Source organism: Kitasatospora sp. NPDC056273, from assembly GCF_042268845.1.
Lineage (GTDB): Bacteria > Actinomycetota > Actinomycetes > Streptomycetales > Streptomycetaceae > Kitasatospora.
Genome location: NZ_JBHJSJ010000036.1, coordinates 45,279 through 63,940 on the forward strand (window position 1 = coordinate 45,279; position 18,662 = coordinate 63,940).

Below are 18,662 nucleotides of genomic sequence, written 5' to 3' on the forward strand. Positions count from 1 at the left end.
ACAAGGAAATCCGGCTACTGACGAGTACGTCACACCCGCCGTGACGCCCGTCTCAGCGTCGGCGGTACACCAACCGCCCGCCCAGCACCGTGGCCAGGCACCCGCCGGCCACCGGTTGCGCGCCCCCGTCCCCCGCGACCGCGGCCGTCGCGAACACCGCGAAGTCCGCCCGGCCCCCGGCCGCCACCCGCCCGTACACGGCCTCGGCGAACGGCAGGACGGCCAGCGGGTCCAACGGCCGCGCGCCACAGTCCTGCGGCCCGCTGCCCTCCGGCCCGCCGTCCTGCGGCCCGCCGCCCACCCCGCCGGACGACACAGCGGACGACACGGCGGAACCAGGCAGCCCCACGACCCCCGACCGCGCCACCGCCGTCCGCACCGAGGCCCGCTCGAAGGGCCCGGCCACCGCCGTCACCCCGTACCCGAGCATCCGCTGCAGCCCCCGCCGGGCACTGGCCCCGCACCGCGCCTCGTCGGTGGACCCGGCCAGCCCGTCCGCCACCGGTTCGACGCCGACCTCCTCCCGCGGATCCGGGTGGTACGCGCGTTCCAACAGCCAGTGCCCGTACGGATTGCGCAGCCCGGGGGCGAGCACGGCCGCCCCCCAGTCCCGCACCCGCGCGCCCGGGTACCCGGCCGCCAGCTCCCCGTACGGCCCGACCGCCTCGACCAGCTCGCCACGCACCACCACCGCCCCGTCGGCGATGGACGGGGCGGTGGGATCGGCCGGGTCGGGCAGCACGAACGCCGCCCGGTGCAGAGTCAGCACAACAGCGCCTTCGACTTCGACAACAACGGCAAGTGCAACGGCAACAGCGCCGACGCCGGCACCGCCATCAGCGGCACCGGCACCGGCACCGGCACGACAAGAAGGGAGGAGGAACGAGGACTCAGTTGTCCAGGATCTTCAGCTCGGGGTGCGCGGTGCCGCCCTCGATCGCCGTGGAGGCGATGTGCGAGGCGACCCGCGGGTCGACCGGGTCGTTGGCCGGGTCGTCCAGCACCCGCAGGTGCTCGTACGTGGTCGAGCGCTGCGCCGGGACGCGGTCGGCGGCCCGGATGAGGTGGATCAGCTCGGTGAGGTTGGAGCGGTGCTTGGCGCCCGCCGCCGAGACGACGTTCTCCTCCAGCATCACGGACCCGAGGTCGTCCGCACCGTAGTGCAGCGACAGCTGGCCGGCCTCCTTGCCGGTGGTGAGCCAGGAGCCCTGGATGTGGGCGACGTTGTCGAGGAACAGGCGGGCGATCGCGATCATCCGCAGGTACTCGAAGACGGTGGCCTGGGTCGAGCCCTTCAGGTGGTTGTTCTGCGGCTGGTAGGTGTACGGGATGAAGGCCCGGAAGCCGCCGGTGCGGTCCTGCACGTCGCGGATCATCCGCAGGTGCTCGATCCGCTCGGCGTTGGTCTCGCCGGTGCCCATCAGCATGGTGGAGGTGGACTCCACGCCGAGGCCGTGGGCGATCTCCATGATCTCCAGCCAGCGCTCGCCGGACTCCTTCAGCGGGGCGATCGCCTTGCGCGGCCGCTCCGGCAGCAGCTCGGCGCCGGCGCCGGCGAAGGAGTCCAGGCCCGCCTTGTGGATCCGGGTGATGGCCTCCTCGACGGAGACGCCCGAGATCCGCGCCATGTGCTCGACCTCGGAGGCGCCCAGCGAGTGGATCACCAGCTGCGGGAAGTCGGCCTTGATCGCCGAGAACGCGCGCTCGTAGTACTCCACGCCGTAGTCCGGGTGGTGGCCGCCCTGGAACATGATCTGGGTGCCGCCCAGCTCGACCGTCTCGGCGCAGCGGCGCAGGATCTCGTCGAGCTCGCGGGACCAGCCCTTGTCGCTCTTCGGCGGCACGTAGAAGGCGCAGAACTTGCACGCCGTCACGCAGACGTTGGTGTAGTTGATGTTGCGCTCGATGATGTACGTCGCGATGTGCTCGGTACCCGCGTAGCGGCGGCGGCGCACCGCGTCGGCGGCGGAGCCGAGCGCGTGCAGCGGCGCGGAGCGGTAGAGCTCCAGCGCCTCCTCCGGGGTGATCCGGCCGCCGGCGGCGGCCCGGTCGAGCACGGCCTTCAGGTCGGTGCTGGACGCATCGAGGGTGGTCGCTGCGAGCTCGGTCACCTGGCGGCCTTCTCTCTCTCAAGTGCTACTCGGGTACGGCCGAACCAGCCTACGCCAGCACATTCCGCCGCCCGCGTCAGCCCGCTGAACAGCGCGCGGAGCACCCCGGACCACCCCCGAGCAGCTCGGACCACGCCTCAACCGTTCGCCCTGCGCATCGTGCCCGCCGGGTTCCCGGCCGGCGGGTCGGCGGAGGTGAAACGGACCGTCCCGTCGGACTGGAGGGTGAGCGTCTCCGCGTTGGAGCCGCCGGTGCAGGCGCCGGGGATCGAGGAGCGGACCAGCCGGGACTGGAACACCAGCGCGGTGGCGGAGGCCGACCTGAGCGTCCAGGCGCCCTCGCAACTGATCGAGATCAGCCCGGAGGCCGCGTTGCGGCTGGTGGTGCTCTCCTGACCGATCGCCGCCGGACGGACGGTGAGCGTGGTGGTCCCGGCGGGCAGCCCCTTGTCGGTGACCATGTCCCCGCTCCAGGTGCCCAGGAAGGCGGCGGGCACCACGCTCGGCCCGCCCGTCCCGGGTGGCACCGCGCCCGGGGCGGACGACGTCGCGCTCCCCGGAGCACCGGGGGCCGACGCCACCCCGGAGCCGAAGGCCCCGCTCGGCAGGACGGCCTGGCTCGGATCAACCGACACCTCCGGCAGCGGCCCCACCGTCGGCGACGGCCCCGAGGCCGCCGGTTCGGCCCGGTGCAGCCACTCGTACAGCCCGTACCCGCCGCCCCCGAGCACCGCGAGCGCCGCCACGGCCGCCGCGACCGCCACCCCGGTCCGGACGCGCCGCGGCCGCGCCCCCGCCGGCTCGTCCCAGACACCCGAGCACAGCGGCTGCCGATCCCCCTCGCCCTCCGGCCCGCCCCCGGATGCGACGGTCGGAGTCCGCACCACCCCGGAAGCACCCGCCTCCGAAGCCGGCTCCCCCGAAGCCCCCGGAATCCCCTCCGGGTCCGAGTCCGGGTCCAAGTCGAGGTCCAGGTCCAGCAGCCCCACCGCACTGCGCCCCACCCCCGCCGCCAGCTCCGCCTGCAGCCAGCCGCCGTGCGACAGCCGGGTGGCGGCCGTGCCGTCCGGGTCCAGCCGGTCGTGGAGCTGCCGCGGGGTGGGGCGAGCGGCCGGGTCCTTGGCCAGGCAGGCGAGGACGGTCCCCCGCAGCGGCTCGGGCAGTCCGGCCACGTCCGGTTCCTCGTGCAGCACCCGGTAGAGCAGCACGGCCGCGCTGACCCCCTCTCCGAAGGGGTGCACGCCGGTCCCGGCGAAGGCGAGGACGGCGCCGAGCGAGAAGACGTCCCCGGCCGGCCCGACCGCCTGCCCGTTCGCCTGCTCGGGTGACATGAAGCCGGGCGAACCGACCACGTAACCGGAACGGGTGAGGCCGCCGGCGGCGTCCAGTGCCCGGGCGATCCCGAAGTCGATCAGCCGGGGCCCGTCCAGGGTGAGCAGCACGTTGGAGGGTTTGACGTCCCGGTGCACCAGGCCGAGCCCGTGGACGTGGGCCAGCGCCCCGGTGAGTCCGACGCCGAGCGAGCGCACGGCCGGCTCGGGCAGTGGCCCGTACGTCCGGACGGCCTCGCCGAGCGCGGGGCCCGCCACGTAGCCGGTGGCGACCCAGGGCTGCCCGCCCTCGGTGTCGGCGTCCAGGACCGGCGCGGTCCACGCGCCGCCGACCCGCCGGGCGGCGGCCACCTCCTGCCGGAACCGGGCGCGGAACTCGGCGTCGTCCGCGAGTTCCGACCGCACCACCTTGACGGCGACGGTGCGCCCGCCGGCCGTCCGGCCGAGGTAGACCCGGCCCATCCCGCCCGCGCCGAGCCGCCGCAGCAGCCGGTAGCCGCCCACCTGGCGCGGATCGTCCGACCCCAGTGCCCGCATCCCCGTACGCTCCCTCGCCCGCTCGGCCGCGCGCGCCGCCGACCGCCGGGGGCCGAGCGGCCACCCGGCCGGCCGACCACCCGGGTCGGCCGTCCGGTCGGCCAGCCGACCGACCGTCAGCCGGACGCGCCTCGGGTGCAGACCGTACCGGGCCCGGGCAGGCCCCGCCCGGCCCGCGGACCGGAACGGGGCCAGGAGCCGGACCGCGCGCCCCCGGGGGGCCGTCGTCACACTCCCGTCGCCCCGCGGGCGGGGGCGAGGACGGGCCCTACGACCCCAGCGGCAGCGCCGCCGGCTCCAGCAGCCGCACCGCGACGTCCGGGGCGAACCCGCTGTCGTGCGCGACCCGCCGGGCGAACTCCGTGACCCCGGCCAGCTGCCGTTCGCCGAGCGAGAAGTCGAGCGCCTCGCTGAAGTACCGCTCCAGCACGTCCGCCCCGATGGTCTCCCAGCGGGCGGCCTGCTCGGCGACCTTGGTGGCCTCCACCAGCGACAGGTCGCGGGACTCCAGGAAGGCCCGGTGCACCGCGGCGGTCATCTCCGGGGCGCGCTCGGCGAACTCGCGCCGCACCGCCCAGACCGCGAAGACGAAGGGCAGTCCGGTCCACTCCTTCCACATCTCGCCGAGGTCGTGGACGGTCAGCCCGAGGTCGGCGGCCTGCCCGAGGTAGGCGCGCAGGGCCGGGTCGCCGATCAGGACGGCGGCGTCGGCCTCGGCGAGCATGGCGCCGAGGTCCGGCGGGCAGCTGAAGTAGTCCGGGCGCACGCCCTCGCGCTCCTCCAGGAGCAGCCGGGCGAGCCGTACGGAGGTGCGGCTGGTGGAGCCGAGGGCGACCCGGCGGCCGTCGAGGTCGGCGAGCGGCACCTTGCTCACGATCAGGCAGGACATCACCGGGCCGTCGCTGCCGACCGCGATGTCCGGCAGGACGAGCAGGTCCTCCGCGTTGCGCAGGTACTCCACGCAGGTGATGGGGCCGATGTCCAGGGCGCCGTCGACGAGCTGGTCGCTCAGCTTCTCCGGGGTGTCCTTGGTGAGATCCAGATCGAGCAGGTTGCCGGTCCTGGCGAGCCCCCAGTAGAGGGGGACGCAGTTCAGGAACTGGATGTGGCCGACCCGCGGCCTGACCGGGGTGTCCTGCCGGGGCTCCCGCGTCCGCGCGTCCGGTGTTCGTGCTTCCGGTGCTGCCACTGCGCCGCTCCCTTGCTGTTCGTGCCTCCCCGCAGCGTATGCCTGCTGTCGGCGGTGGCTCGCACCGGCCACCCGACACGCCTTCACGCGCCGCCGGCGGGCCTTTCCGCGCCCGCCCCCACCCTGACGAACGGCCTGACGCACACCCTCCCGACCGGCCGACGGCCACCCGGCAACCGACCCGGCGAACACCCGCAACAGCCTTGCGCCCGGCCCCTGTGAGCGCCTCAGGACCGCCCTACGACACGCGCCTTCCACGCCGTAAGTGACCTCTGGTCGTCACAGCGGCCGCATGCTAGCGTTGCCCTCAGTTGCAGTTTGATTCCCCTTGCAGTACTTGAAGCCTGCGGAGCATGTAACCGCAGGCTTTTTGTAGTTTTTCAGCAATATCGAAAAATTTCGGACACGTCCGGAGGCAGGGCGATCAGCGCAGCGGACCGGGTGCCACACGGTGTGGCCCCCGACACGCCTCGCAAGGAGAACGGCATGGCCACGGGAACCGTCAAGTGGTTCAACGCTGAGAAGGGCTTCGGCTTCATCGCCCAGGAGGGCGGCGGCCCGGACGTCTTCGTCCACTACTCCGCCATCAACGCGAACGGCTTCCGTTCGCTGGAGGAGAACCAGGCGGTCACCTTCGACGTCACCCAGGGCCCGAAGGGCCCGCAGGCGGAGAACGTCACCGCTGTCTGACCATCCTCTGATGATCTGATCGCTCGTGGACCCCGACGGGTCCGCCGGCGGCTCCCGACAGCCGCCACCATGAGCACAAGAGCAGTACCCAAGGGGGCCCGCCCGTCCGGCGGGCCCCCTGCCTTTTCGAACGCCTTCCGGCCGAACTCCACTCGAACGTCACTCGAACGTCGAACGGGTGGTTCGGGCCGGGAAGTTCGGGTGCGGAGAAAAGGAATGCGGAAAGGGCCCTCCCCCGTCACCGGGAGAGGGCCCTTTCCGTCCGGTCGATCGGACGTCCCCTCTGGCGTCCGATCGGGCATTCGGCCCCCGGCTGAGCGGCCGGACCGGAGGCCGAACGAGCCTCAGGCCGCGGCCGTGGCCGCTCCGCCCTGGGCGGCGACGACGGCCGGCTTGGCGTCCTCCTCGTACAGGTCCCCGGACGGGTTGTTGTACGCGGCGACGTCCAGGATCTTCTCCCGGGCGGCGACCACGATCGGCACGACGACCTGGCCGGCGACGTTGGTCGCGGTGCGCATCATGTCCAGGATCGGGTCGATGGCGAGCAGCAGGCCGACGCCCTCCAGCGGCAGGCCCAGGGTGGACAGGGTCAGCGTCAGCATGATGATCGCGCCGGTGAGGCCCGCGGTGGCGGCCGAGCCGACCACCGAGACGAAGGCGATCAGGATGTAGTCCTTGATGCCCAGCTCGATGTTGAAGACCTGGGCGACGAAGATCGCGGCGACGGCCGGGTAGATCGAGGCGCAGCCGTCCATCTTGGTGGTGGCGCCGAACGGCACGGAGAAGGACGCGTACTCGCTCGGGACGCCGAGGCGCTCGGTGACGCGGCGGGTGACCGGCAGGGTGCCGACCGAGGAGCGGGAGACGAAGGCCAGCTGGATGGCGGGCCAGGCGCCCTTGAAGAAGTGCAGCGGGTTGAGCCCGGCGGCGAAGCGCAGCACCAGCGAGTAGACGACGAACAGCACCAGCGCGCAGCCGAGGTAGATGTCCAGGGTCAGCGTGGCGAAGGGCTTGAGCAGGTCCCAGCCGTACTTGGCGACGGACTTGCCGATCAGGCCGAGGGTGCCGAGCGGGGAGAGCCGGATGACCCACCACAGGGCGGTCTGGGTCAGCTCCAGCACGGACTCGCTGAGCTTGAGGACCGGCTCGGCCTTGGCGCCGAGCTTGATGATCGCCGCGCCGACCACGACCGCCAGGAAGACGATCTGGAGCACGTTCACCTTGGCGAACGAGTCGACGATGTTGGTCGGGAAGATCCCGGTCAGGAAGTCGATCCAGGTGCCCTTGGAGTCGAGCGCCTTGAGGCCCTCGGTCTTCAGGTTGGTGCCCTCGCCCGGGTTGGTCAGCAGGCCCAGGCCGATGCCGATGCCGACCGAGATCAGCGAGGTGATCATGAACCAGAGCAGCGTGCGGGTGGCCAGGCGGGCCGCGTTGGTGACGTTGCGCAGGTTGGCGACGCTCACCACGATCGCGGTGAACACCAGCGGCGGGACGGCGACCTTGAGCAGCTGGACGAAGATCTTGCCGATCGTCTCCAGGGTGGTGGCCAGCCAGGAGATGTCGGCGGCGCGGGCCAGGTAGCCGAGGCCGACGCCGAGCACGAGGCCGGCGACGATCTGCACCCAGAAGGGCGTCTTGCGGATGCGGGCGAGCACGGACGGCGACGAGGTCGCCTCGGGCGCTGTGGACATGGGGGAGCGTCTCCGGGGGAGGGCGTTGCTGACGGTGAGGTGGGGGCGGAGCAGGCGGCACGGCGCGGGGCCGGACGAAGGGGTCGGCCCCCGGTCAGGGGCGTGCCGCCGCGGTACAGCTCGGGGCGGTACAGCGCATGGCGCGGCAACGGCCCATGGCGCGACAACGGCGCGGACTGTCCACAGCACCGGTCAGAGCACACGGGCGGGCGGCGCCGGGCAGCGGGCCCGGGCCGTGCATCCGCAGTGCGTCTGAGGCTGTCATGGCCGATACGTTAGCAGCAAAGGTTTGAGATGTTCAAAGTACTTGTTTGAGGTCACGGAGAGTTCCTGCCCACCCGAACCCCGCCGCGAACCCGCGCTCCGGACACGAACGAAGCTGACGCCCCATCAGGACGGCTCGATGGTCCGATTGACCGCTGAACGGTTATACGTATAACTTTGGCGGCGTCCCCGCCCCTGCCTGCCCACCCGGAGAGGACGCCGATGGGCTACCTCGCCCTGCTCCGTGCCCCGCACGTCACCCGCCTGCTGTTCGGCACCCTGCTCGGCCGCCTGCCCGCCGGCATGACCGCCCTCGTCATCGCCCTCGCGCTGCGCGACGCCGGAGTGGCGTACGGCCGGGTCGGACTGGCCACCTCCTGCTACGCGATCGCCGCCGCCGTCGGCGGGCCGGTGCTCGGCCGGATCATCGACCGCACCGGACAGCCGCGCGTCCTGCTCGCCTCCGCCGTGGTGGCCGGCGGCGGGTACGCGCTGCTCGCCCTCGCCCCCGGCTCCGCGGTCGGCGCGCCCGTCGGGGCCGCGATCGCCGGCCTCGCCATGCCCCCGCTGGAACCCTGCCTGCGCTCGCTCTGGCCGGACGTGGTCGAGGAGAAGCAGCTCGACACCGCGTACGCCTTCGACTCCGCCTCCCAGCAGATCCTCTACGTGGCCGGCCCGCTGGCCGTCGCCGCCATCTCCGGACTGTTCAGCCCGGTCGCCGCGCTCTGGGTGGCCGCCGGACTCGGACTGGCTGGCGCGCTGATCGTGGCCACCACCGGACCCGCCCGGTCCTGGCGCGCCCCGGCCCGGGAACAGTCCGCCGGACTGCTCGGACCGCTGCGCTCCCCCGGGCTGGTGCTGCTGCTGGTCGGACTGGCCGGGGCCGGCTGGGCCGTCGGCGCGCAGAACGTGCTGTTCATCGCCTACGCCGAGCGGAACGTCGGCGCGCTGCCCGGCGGCGGAGGCACCCTGCTCGCCCTGGCGGCGCTCGGCGGCCTGCTCGGCGCACTCGCCTACGGCGCCGTCAGCTGGCGGCAGACCACGGCCACCCGCACCTGGATGATGGCCCTCGCGATGGCCGCCTCCTACCTGCCGCTGATCGCCCTGCCCGGGCCGTACCCGATGGCCGCGCTGGCCTTCCTCTCCGGGATCATGCTGGCCCCGCTGCTGGCGGCGGCGTTCGTACTGGTCGCCGAACTGGCGCCGACCGGCACCGTCACCGAGGCCTTCGCCTGGCTGGTGACGCTGTTCGCCACCGGCAACTCGCTCGGCTACGCCGTCTCCGGCAAGCTCGCCGAGGACTCGCTGCGCCCGGTGGCCCTGTGCGCGGTGGGCGGCATCGCGCTCGGCGGGCTGCTGCTGTTCGGCGCCCGGCGCTGGTTCCACCCGGCGCCGCCCGCCCCCGCCGAGCAGCCCCTCCCGGTGGGCTGACCCGCCCCCACGAACGACCGCGCCCGCCGGTGGTCTGGCCGGCGGGCGCGGTCTTGTCCTTCCTGTCCTTCACCTACGGGTGATCAGCCACGCGCGGTCAGCTGTGGCGGCCCCGACGGCGCCGGGCGACCACCGTGAACAGCACGCCGAGGCCCAGGGCGGCGGCACCGAGAGCGGCCGGCAGCAGACCGGGCCCACCGGTGTGCGGCAGCTCGCCGCCATCCCGGTCCGGGGACGGCCGCTGCGGATCCTGCGACGGCGCGCCGGGCTCACCCGTGCTCGGGGGCTCGCTCGACGACGGGCCGTTCGAGGGGCCGTCCGACGGACCGCCGGTGGGGCCGTCCGACGGCGAGGTCGAGTCCGTCGGTGCCGGCGGCGTACTCGTGGGCGTACCCGTGGGCGAACCGGTCGGCGTCGGCGAACCCGTGGGGGACGGCGAGTTCGTCGGAGTCGGCGACGAGGTCGGCGTCGGCGAACCCGTCGGAGTCGACGTAGGCGTCGAAGTCGGGGTCGCAGTCGGGGTCGCAGTCGGAGTAGGCGTAGGCGTAGGCGTCGGCTCGTCCGCCGGCACCAGCCCCAGGTCCAGGCTCAGGTCCCGGGCCCCGCCCGACAGCCGTACGGTCTGGGTGGTCCCAGTGGCCGGGTCGGCGTCCGAGTCCCGCGCCGGGTCCTTCCCCGCGTGCCGCGTGGTGGCCCTGGCGCCCGCCGGAGCGGTCGTCAGGTCGAAGCGCACCGCGTACTCCCCGTCCGGCAGCTTGTCGAACAGGTAGTTCCCGTCCGCGTCCGTCACCGTGGTGACCGGCTTGCCCAGCTTGTCCCGGACCGGCTGTCCGGTCCCGTCCAGCAGCTCGACCCGGACGCCGGGGACCCCGTTCTCGCCGGTGTCCTGGACGCCGTTGCCGTCGCGGTCGGCCCAGACGTGGTCGCCGAGCGCGTTGTCCGGCGGCGCGGGCGCCTGGACGCCGACGCCGACCTTGGCGGGCTCGGCCGGCAGCAGCGGGCTGCCGGTGGAGTCGGTGGCGGTGTAGGCGAAGCTGTTCCACGCGAAGTCGGCGTTGCCGGCGTCCACCGAGGCGACCATCGGCCAGGTCAGGGTGAACAGTCCGCCGGACGGCAGGGTGCCCGGCCGGCTGACCTTGAACCAGGTGGTGTTGCCCGGCCCGGGGAAGTCGGTGCTCCACTTCGCGTTCGCGTCGCACGGCCCGGGCACGGTGATCGGCCCGGTCGGGCAGGGGTTCGGCGAGGTGGTGTACTCGATCGCCACGGTCGGGTCGCTGGAGGTCAGCGGCCGGGTGAGCGAGGGCGTCCAGGCGGAGCCGCGCGGGACGTCCGGGCGCAGCAGGTAGGAGTCGCCGGGGGTGGGCAGCTTGTCGTACGCGACGAAGTCGGTGACCGGGTCCGGCGAGTCGTTGCGGACGGTCAGCCGGTAGGAGAGGCCGCCGCCGGGCGTGGTGGTGCCGGTGGTGGCGTAGTCCTGGTCGAGGTCGCCCTTGACCTCCTTGAAGGAGCGCAGCACGGCCGGGACCTGCACCTCGACCCGGGAGGAGGCGTGGCACATGGTCTCGGTGGTGTTGCCGTCGCCGTCGAGGTCGTGGGTGTCCGGGACACCGCTGTCGGTGCCGAAGTAGGAGCAGGCGACGGGTTCCCCGGCGCCCTCGGTGGTGACGTACGCGTCGTTGGTGAGGGTCCCGGGCCTGGCGCTGCCGGCCACCTGGACGTCGATCAGGGTGCGGTAGGCCCGGTGGTCGTTGAGGTAGGTCATGTCGGGCGCGCCGGCCGGCCAGGTCAGCTTGAGCAACTGGCGGCCGTCCGGTCCGGGCAGCACCTGGACGGAGCTCGGGGCGACGGACTCCGGGTAGCCGGGGTCGCGCCGGGCGCTGCCGTCCTGGTAGACGAGGCCGGGCGGCAGCAGGTCGTACATCACCAGCGGGGTGCCCAGGGTGCGGCCGGTGCGGTTGTACGGGGTGAGCTGGAAGGTCGCGATGCCGCCGGGGGCGAGGACCTCGCCGGAGACGGTGGTCTTGGCGGCGCCCAGATTGGTGGCGCCGGAGACGGTGGTGTCGGCGCAGGCGTTCGCCGAGGCGGTGGCGCCGGCCGCGTCGGTGCCGGTCACGTCCACGCAGTTGTGCAGCGGGCCGGGGGCGGTGCGGCCGTCGTGGCCGGGGGTGACCACCTGGGAGAGCACCTGGACGGCGTTGCCGGGGCTCCAGCCGGTGGGGACGGGGCCGTTCCACTCGAAGCGCAGCCCGTCGAGCCGGCGGCCGGCCGGGAGGCCGAGCACGTCGTTCGCCGGGTTCCCGGCGCCTTCGGCGAAGGTGATCCGGCGGCTGCCCGAACCGTCGAACGGCTTGCCGGGGGTGAAGGTCCGCCAGGTCGGGTCGCCGTCGAGCCGGTACTGGAGGGTGAGGCCGATGGTGGCGGGGTTCCAGGCCTCCAGCTGGATGGACTGGGGGATCAGCCAGTTGTAGAGGCCGGTGGTGGTGCCGCCGCCCGGGTCGGTCATCACCAGGCGGGTGACAGGGCCGGCGGTGTTGACGGCGTGGAGGCTGAAGGAGGCGATGTCGCCGGAGACCACCTGGTCCTGCCAGACCTTGGAGGCGGTGACCTGGATGCCGGTGGTCGGCGGCTGGAAGACCGGGGACACGGCGGTGGCGTCGGACAGGTCGCGCATGCCCTCGGGGCCGAGCGGGTCGCCCTGCAGGACCACCGAGTTGGTGGAGGTGGTGCCGCTGGGGAACGCCGGGTCGGGGTAGTTGACGACCAGGACGCCGGGGTTGCGGCAGCCGGCCTGGCCGTTGCCGGCCCGGAAGGCGCCGATGTCGAACACCCAGCGGTCGGGGTTGCCCGGGTCCTGGGTCCAGCCGGGCGAGCGGCCGGTGTCGACGACGGCGCCGGGCGGCAGGGTGTCGACCAGCCGGCTCGCGTCCAGGTCGACGTTGGGGACGCCGCTGGTGGAGCAGGCGCTGAACTGGTAGGTGACCGAGCGACCGTCCTGGCTGCTGGTCTGGACGCCCTTGGTGACCTTGTAGTCGGGCTGGACGACGGCGCCGGTGGTGGCGGAGCCGGACTGCTCGGGCTCGCCGTCGGCGGTCAGGGTGGCCGAGTTGACGGCCTTGGTGCCGTTGGGGGTGGTGAAGTTGGGGAACCTGAGGACGACCTTGACGGTCGCGGTGGTCCCCGGGGTGAGGGTGAGGAGCCTGATGTCGAGGGTGCCGCCGACGGTGCCGGCCGCCGGGACGGTCGAGCCCGCGACGTCGACGGTGCTCGCGTCCGGGGTCCAGCCGACGAACTCCATCCCGGCCGGGAGGGTGTCGGTGATCCGGCCGTTGGCGCAGTCGGTGACGGAACAGGTGTAGCGCAGGGTGTAGGTGACGTTCTCGCCGGGCGCCGCCGTCGGCTTGTCCACCGTCTTGGTGAAGCCGACGGCCGCCTGGGCGGTCGGGACGGTGAGGGTGCCGGTGAGCAGCGTGCCCGCGAAGAGGCCCAGGGCGGTGGCCATCCGGCCCGCCTTGGACGAGGGTGAGGGTATTGATCGGAGCGTCCGCATCCTGGAATCTCACCCTCTGTTAATCCGAATGGAGGTACGGCGCGAGAGTAAATGAGGATTATTCACCCGATTGGAGCAATTCTGGACGCACCCGAGGGCCATCTGTGAGCCACCTGAGGGCCATACGGGGGCAATCCGGACGGAGCGGCACCACCCAGTGGTGACGGACCGTGATCAGCCCGTCGAAGCCGAACCGGCCGGCGCCGTGGAGGAGCGCAGCACCAGCGAGGTCGCCAGCGGCGCGACCGGCGCCACCCGCTCCCCGCGCAGCAGGGCCGCCAGCGCGGCCGCGCCCGCCCGGCCCAGCTCCTCGCCCGGCAGGTCGACGGTGGTCAGCGGCGGGGCGAGCAGCGCGGCCACCGCGACGTTGTCCATGCCGACCACCGACAGGTCCTCCGGCACCCGCAACCCCAGCTCCGCGGCGGCCTGGTAGACCCCGGAGGCGACCACGTCGTCGTCGCAGAGCACCGCGCGAGGCCGGTCCGCCCGCTCCAGCAGCCGGCCCGCGACGGCCCGCGCGGCCCGATGTCCGTCGTTCAGACTCACGCCCAACTCCACCACCTCCAGGCCGAGTTCGCGGACGGCCTGCTCGAAGGCGGCCTGCCGGACCCGGAAGGTGTACGCGGAGTGGCTGGAGCGCAGCCGGCCGATCCTGCGGTGGCCGAGCGCGGCCAGGTGCTCGACCGCGGCGCGCATCCCGCCGGCCACGTCGAGTTCGACGGTCGGACGCGCCCGGTCGGTACCGGGGTCGGCGTCCAGGAAGACGGCGGGGGTGTCGGCGGGCAGCTCGCCGAGCTGGCTGTCGTCCGGGGAACAGATCAGCAGGCCGTCGAAGCGGCCCGCGGTGGCGGCCTCGGCGAGGGTGGCGCTGCCCCAGCCGGAGCTGACCACGACGGCCAGGCCGTTGCGGCCGGCCTCCTCGTGGACGCCCTCCAGCACCCGGCCGAAGAACGGGCCCTGGAGGTTCGGCACGGCCAGCAGGATCATCCCGCTGCGGCCGAGCCGCAGCTGCCGGCCGGCCGCCTGCGGGCGGTACCCGAGGCTGCGGGCGGCCTCCCGGACCCGCTCCCGGGTCGCCTCGGAGACCCGGCGGCCGGCCTCGGCGCCGGAGAAGACCAGGGAGACGGTGGCCTGGGAGACCCCGGCGAGCCGGGCCACGTCCCGGCCGGTGGGCCGGCGGACGGGGGCCGGCCAGGTGCCGAGCGCCGCCTCGACGGACGGCTGCCCGGCGGACGGCTGCTCAGCGGAAGGCGGCTCGGACGGCTCGACGGACGGCGGCTCGGCGGAAGACGGCTCGGGCTGCTCAGCGGAAGGCGGCTCGGACGGCACGGAGTCTCGGGTGGCGGGCACGGTGGCTGCGCTCGCGGGCGGGGCCGGGGTCAGCTCTGGCCGGCGGTGGCCGCGCGGGCGGCGTCGTCGGCGGCGTCCTCCTCCGCGTTCTGCGCGGCGATCCGCTCGGCGGTACGGCTGCGCATCCCGGAGACCTTGCCGCTGATCTGCTCGGACATCGCGTCGCGCTGCCTGCCCAGCAGCGCGTAGCTGAGCGGCGCGGAGGCGACCGCGGCCAGCAGGAAGAGGAAGATCATGCCGGCCTCACCGCTGACCGGGATGACCTGGAAGTGCCCGAGCAGCAGGGCCACCAGCAGGCAGCCGAGGAAGATGCTGACCCGCATGGAGGTGTAGCGGAGCGTGGCGTGCGACTTCTCCGGGCCGTTGCTGGTCACTCGACACATCCTTCTTCGTTGCGCTGGGGCCGGTCCTCCAGTCAAGCATGCCTGACAGCCGGAACGGGGCACGGGGCACCCGGTCCGGCCCGGACGGCCCGACCGGGGCCGGCGTCAGCGCAGGTCGAGCCACATGGTGATGTCGTCCCGGTCGTCCCCGGGGGCGATCCGGATCGCGGCCGGCACCCGGCCGACCTCCCGGTAGCCGCTGCGGGCGTAGAACCGCTCCAGCCCCTGGCCGCCGCGCGCGGTGAGCCGCAGCGACTCCAGGCCCCACTCCCGGGCCACCCGCTCGGCCTCGGCGAGCAGCCGGGCGCCGTGGCCGAGGCCCTGGAAGTCGGGGTGCACCATGACCCGCTTGAGCATCCGCCAGTGCTCCATGAGGTCGAAGCGCATCGACTCGAAGAACAGCACGCCGACCAGCCGGCCCGTCCCGCTCTCGTGGGCGACCAGCAGCCGGTCCGGGCCGTCCGGCGCGATCCCGGCGAACTGGTGGTCGGCGGTGTCCCAGACCTCCTCCTCGGTGACCGGCGCCACGAAGCCGACCGCCCCGCCGGCGTTGGTGACGTCGACCCACAGCCGGACGATGTCCGTCCGCAGGTCCGGGTCGGGCTTCGGGTCCAGGGTGAAGGTCAGGGCGGCCATGGACCGGAGCCTAGACCTCCGGTACGACAGCCCCGCCCGGGGGCACCGGCCGTCACCGGAGCCCACCGGAGGCACCGGCCGTCACGGCAGCGCCGGCACCGCCCGGTCGGTCCGCCCGGTGCGCAGCGCCAGGCAGAGCCCGACCGCGACCGCGCACAGCCCGCCGGCCCCGTACCAGGTGAGGTCGTAGTTGCCGAGCGCGTCGCGGGCCAGTCCGGCCAGTCCGGCGACGACGGCCGCGCCGATCTGGTGGGCGGCGAGCACCCAGCCGAAGACGATCGGGGCGTCCCCGCCGAAGTGCCGGCGGCACAGCGCGACGGTCGGCGGCACGGTGGCCACCCAGTCCAGCCCGTAGAAGATCACGAAGGCGAGGATCGGCGGCTGGAGCGTGCCGGCCATCAGCTGCGGCAGCAGGAGCAGGGACAGACCGCGCAGCCCGTAGTAGACGGTGAGCAGCAGCCGGGAGTCGACCCGGTCGGTGAACCAGCCGCTGGCCACGGTGCCGACCACGTCGAAGACGCCGATCAGGGCGAGCAGGCTCGCGGCGGTGGTGACCGGCATGCCGTGATCGTGCGCGGCCGGGATGAAGTGGGTGCCGACCAGGCCGGCGGTGGTGGCGCCGCAGATCGCGAAGGAGCCGGCCAGCAGCCAGAACGCCCGGGTGCGGGCGGCGTCCCGGAGCACCTTCAGCGAGCGGGTCAGGGCGCGGCCCTCGGTCACCGGCGCGGGCGGGGCCTCGATCGCGCCGTACGGGAGCAGGCCGACGTCGGCGGGCCGCTCGCGCATCAGCAGCAGGACCGGGACGGCGACGGCGCTGGCGGCGAGCGAGACCACGACCACGGCCGAGCGCCAGCCGTGCTGCTCGACCAGCCAGGCGCCGACCGGCAGGAAGACCAGGTTCCCGGCGGCCCCGGCGGCGGTCAGCACCCCGGTGACCAGGCCCTGCCTGGCCTGGAACCAGCGGCCGGTGATGGTGGTGGCGAAGGCGCCGGCCATCGAGCCGCTGCCGAGGCCGACCAGCACGCCCCAGCAGAGCACCAGTTGCCAGGGCTCGCGCATCAGCATGGTCAGCCCGGCGCCGACCGAGATGGTCAGCAGCGCGCAGACCACCACCAGGCGCACCCCGAAACGGTCCATCAGGGCGGCGGCGAACGGGGCGGTGAGGCCGTAGAGCGTCAGGTTGACGGAGGTGGCGCTGGAGATCGTCCCGAGCGACCAGCCGAACTCGTTGTGCAGGGCGTCCATCATCAGGCTCGGCGTGGAGCGGAAGCCGGCCGAGCCGAGCAGGACGAGCAGGGAGACGGCGGCCACCACCCAGGCGTAGTGCACCCGGGGGCGCTTGGCCGGGGCGGGCGGTCCGGAGCGGGAGGCGGGGGCGAGGACACGGCGTTCGGTCACGCGAACGAGTGTTCCGGGCCGCCCGGCGCCGGACGAGTGGCCTGAATGACAGCTTTCGCAAGAATCGGGCCAAGGTCCGACGTAGGCTGGCCCGGACCCACCGACATCCGAGGGGACGGCATGGCACACCTGGTCGCGGTACTCGCCCTGGAGGGCGTGATCGCCTTCGAACTCGGCATCCCCGCCCGCATCTTCGGCGGCGCCAAGGACCCGGCCGGGCGGCCGCTGTACGAGGTGGCCACCTGCACCCTGGACGGTCGGCCGGTCGCCACCAGCGCCGACTTCCGGATCGTGGTCGACCACGGGCCCGAACTGCTGGAGCGGGCCGACACCGTGGTGATCCCGGCCTCCGCCGACTCCAGCCCGGCCGTCGCCGACACCTGCTTCACCCCGGCACTGGCCGCCGCGCTGACCCGGATCCGGCCCGGCACCCGGCTGATGTCGATCTGCACCGGCTCCTTCGTGCTCGCCGCCGCCGGCCTGCTGGACGGCCGCCCGGCCACCACCCACTGGCGCTACACCGAGCGCTTCGCCCAGCTGTTCCCCCGGGTGCGACTGGACCCCGACGTGCTCTACACCGACGACGGCGACGTCCTCACCTCCGGCGGGGTGGCCGCCGGGGTGGACCTCTGCCTGCACGTGGTGCGCCGCGACCACGGCAGCGCGGTGGCCAACGCGGTGGCCCGCAACTGCCTGGTGCCGCCGTGGCGCGAGGGCGGCCAGAAGCAGTACGTGGAGGCCCCGAGCCCGGTGGACCCCGGCGACAGCGGCACCGCCGCGGTGCGCGCCTGGGCGCTGGAGCACCTGGACCGGCCGCTGGTGCTGCGACAGCTCGCCGACCGGGCGGGGATGAGCGTACGGACCTTCACCCGGCGCTTCCGGGAGGAGACCGGGGCCAGCCCCGGCCAGTGGATCACCACCCAGCGCACCGAGCGGGCCCGCCAGTTGCTGGAGCGGACCGACCTGACGATCGACCAGGTCGCCCGGGAGTCCGGCTTCGGCACCGCCGCCTCGCTGCGGCTCCAGCTGCGCGGCCGGCTCGACGTCGCGCCGAGCGCCTACCGGCGCACCTTCCGCGCCCTTCCCGAAAGCAGCGCCCTCCCCGAGAGCGGCACCGGCCACGAGAGCGGCACCGGCCACGGGAGCCCCGCCGTCGCCGAAAGTCCTGTCCGGCGGGCTTCCTGAGCGAAGTCTGGGAACGGACCGGCCGGTGGCCGGATCCCGTCGCACGGGGGCGACGCATTGGATGGCGGCAGGCCGAGCGCACTGCGAGCACGGCACGGCAGGCCGCCATCCAACCGCGGCGCGCGAGCCCTGAGTCCGCGCCACACCCTCCGCACTCGCCGAGGAGCGGCCCGTGGCCGACCGTCCGCGATCCCCCCTGCTGGCACGAATCCCCTGGACAGCAGCACCGCGACGGTGGACGAACGTCCCCTCGGCGTCCCCTCGCAACGGAGCGCCGCACCCAAGAGTGATCAGTCGGATACGTCACGTCAATGGGTAGTCCGAAATTCGGAATGGTTGCGTCACCTTTCGGCCGGTGATCAGCACCGGTGATCGGCACCCGCGGACGGCCGCCGCGAAAGCCGCTATTGCGCCAAAGCCGCCCAGTCCACGTCGGCCAGCGGCTCGGTCGGCCGGGCGTCGCTGCCGATCTCGCACCAGACCCGCTTGCCCGAGCCGTCCGGGTACCAGCCCCAGCGCTCGCAGAGCAGCTCGACCAGCTCCAGGCCGCGCCCGTTGGTCGCGTCCTCGTCCGCGCCCGCGTGCCGCGGGGCCGGGGGGGCCTGGCTCGCGTCGGCGACCTCCACCCGCAGCGGGGCGGCCGGGCCGCCCTCCTGCGGGCCGTCGGCCACCGGCAGACAGAGCCGCAGCACGGCCGGACAGCCGGTGTGCACCACGGCGTTGGTCACCAGCTCCGAGACCACCAGCACCACCGTCTCGGCCATCGGCGCGTCCGGGTCCACCCCGTGGTTCAGCAGCCGCGAGCGCACCCACCGGCGGGCCCGACCGACCTCGGCGGGGTCAGCCTGCACCGCCAGCTGTACCTGAAGAACCTGCACCGCTCCACCACCCGCACTCGCAGTTCGGCTGAGTCCCGGTC

14 protein-coding genes are annotated in these 18,662 nt (G+C 73.8%); 3 read left to right on the top strand and 11 right to left on the bottom strand.

Features of this window, described 5'->3' with window-relative positions:
* Window positions 1-52: 52 nt before the first annotated feature.
* The 4 genes from ACFCY1_RS27385 to ACFCY1_RS27400 all read right to left on the bottom strand — a co-directional run bounded on the left by ACFCY1_RS27385 (window position 53) and on the right by ACFCY1_RS27400 (window position 5,168).
* The gene (locus ACFCY1_RS27385) at window positions 53-769 is read right to left on the bottom strand and encodes a hypothetical protein (protein WP_375876375.1); all 717 of its coding nucleotides are present in this window, start codon (window positions 767-769) and stop codon (window positions 53-55) included.
* 121 nt (window positions 770-890) lie between these two features.
* On the bottom strand, window positions 891-2,111 hold the full coding sequence (gene mqnC / locus ACFCY1_RS27390) for a cyclic dehypoxanthinyl futalosine synthase (protein ID WP_049651178.1): 1,221 nt from the start codon (window positions 2,109-2,111) through the stop codon (window positions 891-893).
* A 137-nt stretch (window positions 2,112-2,248) separates the two neighbouring features.
* Complete coding sequence (locus ACFCY1_RS27395; protein ID WP_375876376.1) at window positions 2,249-3,979, bottom strand: protein kinase; 1,731 nt, start codon at window positions 3,977-3,979, stop codon at window positions 2,249-2,251.
* 268 nt (window positions 3,980-4,247) lie between these two features.
* Complete coding sequence (locus ACFCY1_RS27400; protein WP_375876377.1) at window positions 4,248-5,168, bottom strand: menaquinone biosynthetic enzyme MqnA/MqnD family protein; 921 nt, start codon at window positions 5,166-5,168, stop codon at window positions 4,248-4,250.
* Between the two features lie 486 nt (window positions 5,169-5,654).
* Here ACFCY1_RS27400 and ACFCY1_RS27405 point away from each other — a divergent pair, with 486 nt between their 5' ends.
* Complete coding sequence (locus ACFCY1_RS27405) at window positions 5,655-5,858, top strand: cold-shock protein (protein WP_045692393.1); 204 nt, start codon at window positions 5,655-5,657, stop codon at window positions 5,856-5,858.
* Between the two features lie 344 nt (window positions 5,859-6,202).
* Here the strand turns inward: ACFCY1_RS27405 and ACFCY1_RS27410 are convergent, their stop codons facing one another.
* Entirely contained in the window at window positions 6,203-7,549 is a 1,347-nt protein-coding gene (locus tag ACFCY1_RS27410) for a dicarboxylate/amino acid:cation symporter (RefSeq protein WP_049655677.1), read from the bottom strand.
* 486 nt (window positions 7,550-8,035) lie between these two features.
* Between ACFCY1_RS27410 and ACFCY1_RS27415 the strand changes: the two genes are divergently transcribed.
* Window positions 8,036-9,244 (top strand): MFS transporter, encoded by a 1,209-nt coding sequence (locus ACFCY1_RS27415; protein WP_375876378.1) that lies wholly within the window; start codon window positions 8,036-8,038, stop codon window positions 9,242-9,244.
* Window positions 9,245-9,341: 97 nt separating this feature from the next.
* On the opposite strand, the gene ACFCY1_RS27420 is transcribed toward ACFCY1_RS27415, so the two are convergent.
* The 5 genes from ACFCY1_RS27420 to ACFCY1_RS27440 form a co-directional block, all read right to left on the bottom strand.
* Window positions 9,342-12,743: an SdrD B-like domain-containing protein gene (locus tag ACFCY1_RS27420; RefSeq protein ID WP_375876379.1), complete on the bottom strand. Its 3,402-nt coding sequence runs from the start codon at window positions 12,741-12,743 to the stop codon at window positions 9,342-9,344.
* 222 nt (window positions 12,744-12,965) lie between these two features.
* Complete coding sequence (locus ACFCY1_RS27425; RefSeq protein ID WP_375876381.1) at window positions 12,966-14,141, bottom strand: LacI family DNA-binding transcriptional regulator; 1,176 nt, start codon at window positions 14,139-14,141, stop codon at window positions 12,966-12,968.
* A gap of 29 nt (window positions 14,142-14,170) precedes the next feature.
* Entirely contained in the window at window positions 14,171-14,515 is a 345-nt protein-coding gene (locus ACFCY1_RS27430) for a DUF4229 domain-containing protein (RefSeq protein WP_369808350.1), read from the bottom strand.
* A gap of 114 nt (window positions 14,516-14,629) precedes the next feature.
* On the bottom strand, window positions 14,630-15,160 hold the full coding sequence (locus ACFCY1_RS27435; protein ID WP_375876383.1) for a GNAT family N-acetyltransferase: 531 nt from the start codon (window positions 15,158-15,160) through the stop codon (window positions 14,630-14,632).
* 81 nt (window positions 15,161-15,241) lie between these two features.
* Window positions 15,242-16,558 carry an MFS transporter gene (locus ACFCY1_RS27440; protein ID WP_375876384.1) on the bottom strand — a complete coding sequence of 439 codons (1,317 nt, stop codon included), beginning with the start codon at window positions 16,556-16,558 and terminating at the stop codon, window positions 15,242-15,244.
* Between the two features lie 120 nt (window positions 16,559-16,678).
* On the opposite strand from ACFCY1_RS27440, the gene ACFCY1_RS27445 reads away from it, so the two are divergent.
* Complete coding sequence (locus tag ACFCY1_RS27445) at window positions 16,679-17,743, top strand: GlxA family transcriptional regulator (protein ID WP_375876385.1); 1,065 nt, start codon at window positions 16,679-16,681, stop codon at window positions 17,741-17,743.
* Between the two features lie 404 nt (window positions 17,744-18,147).
* Here ACFCY1_RS27445 and ACFCY1_RS27450 read toward each other — a convergent pair whose 3' ends face one another.
* Entirely contained in the window at window positions 18,148-18,621 is a 474-nt protein-coding gene (locus tag ACFCY1_RS27450) for an anti-sigma regulatory factor (protein WP_049658191.1), read from the bottom strand.
* Window positions 18,622-18,662: the final 41 nt, after the last annotated feature.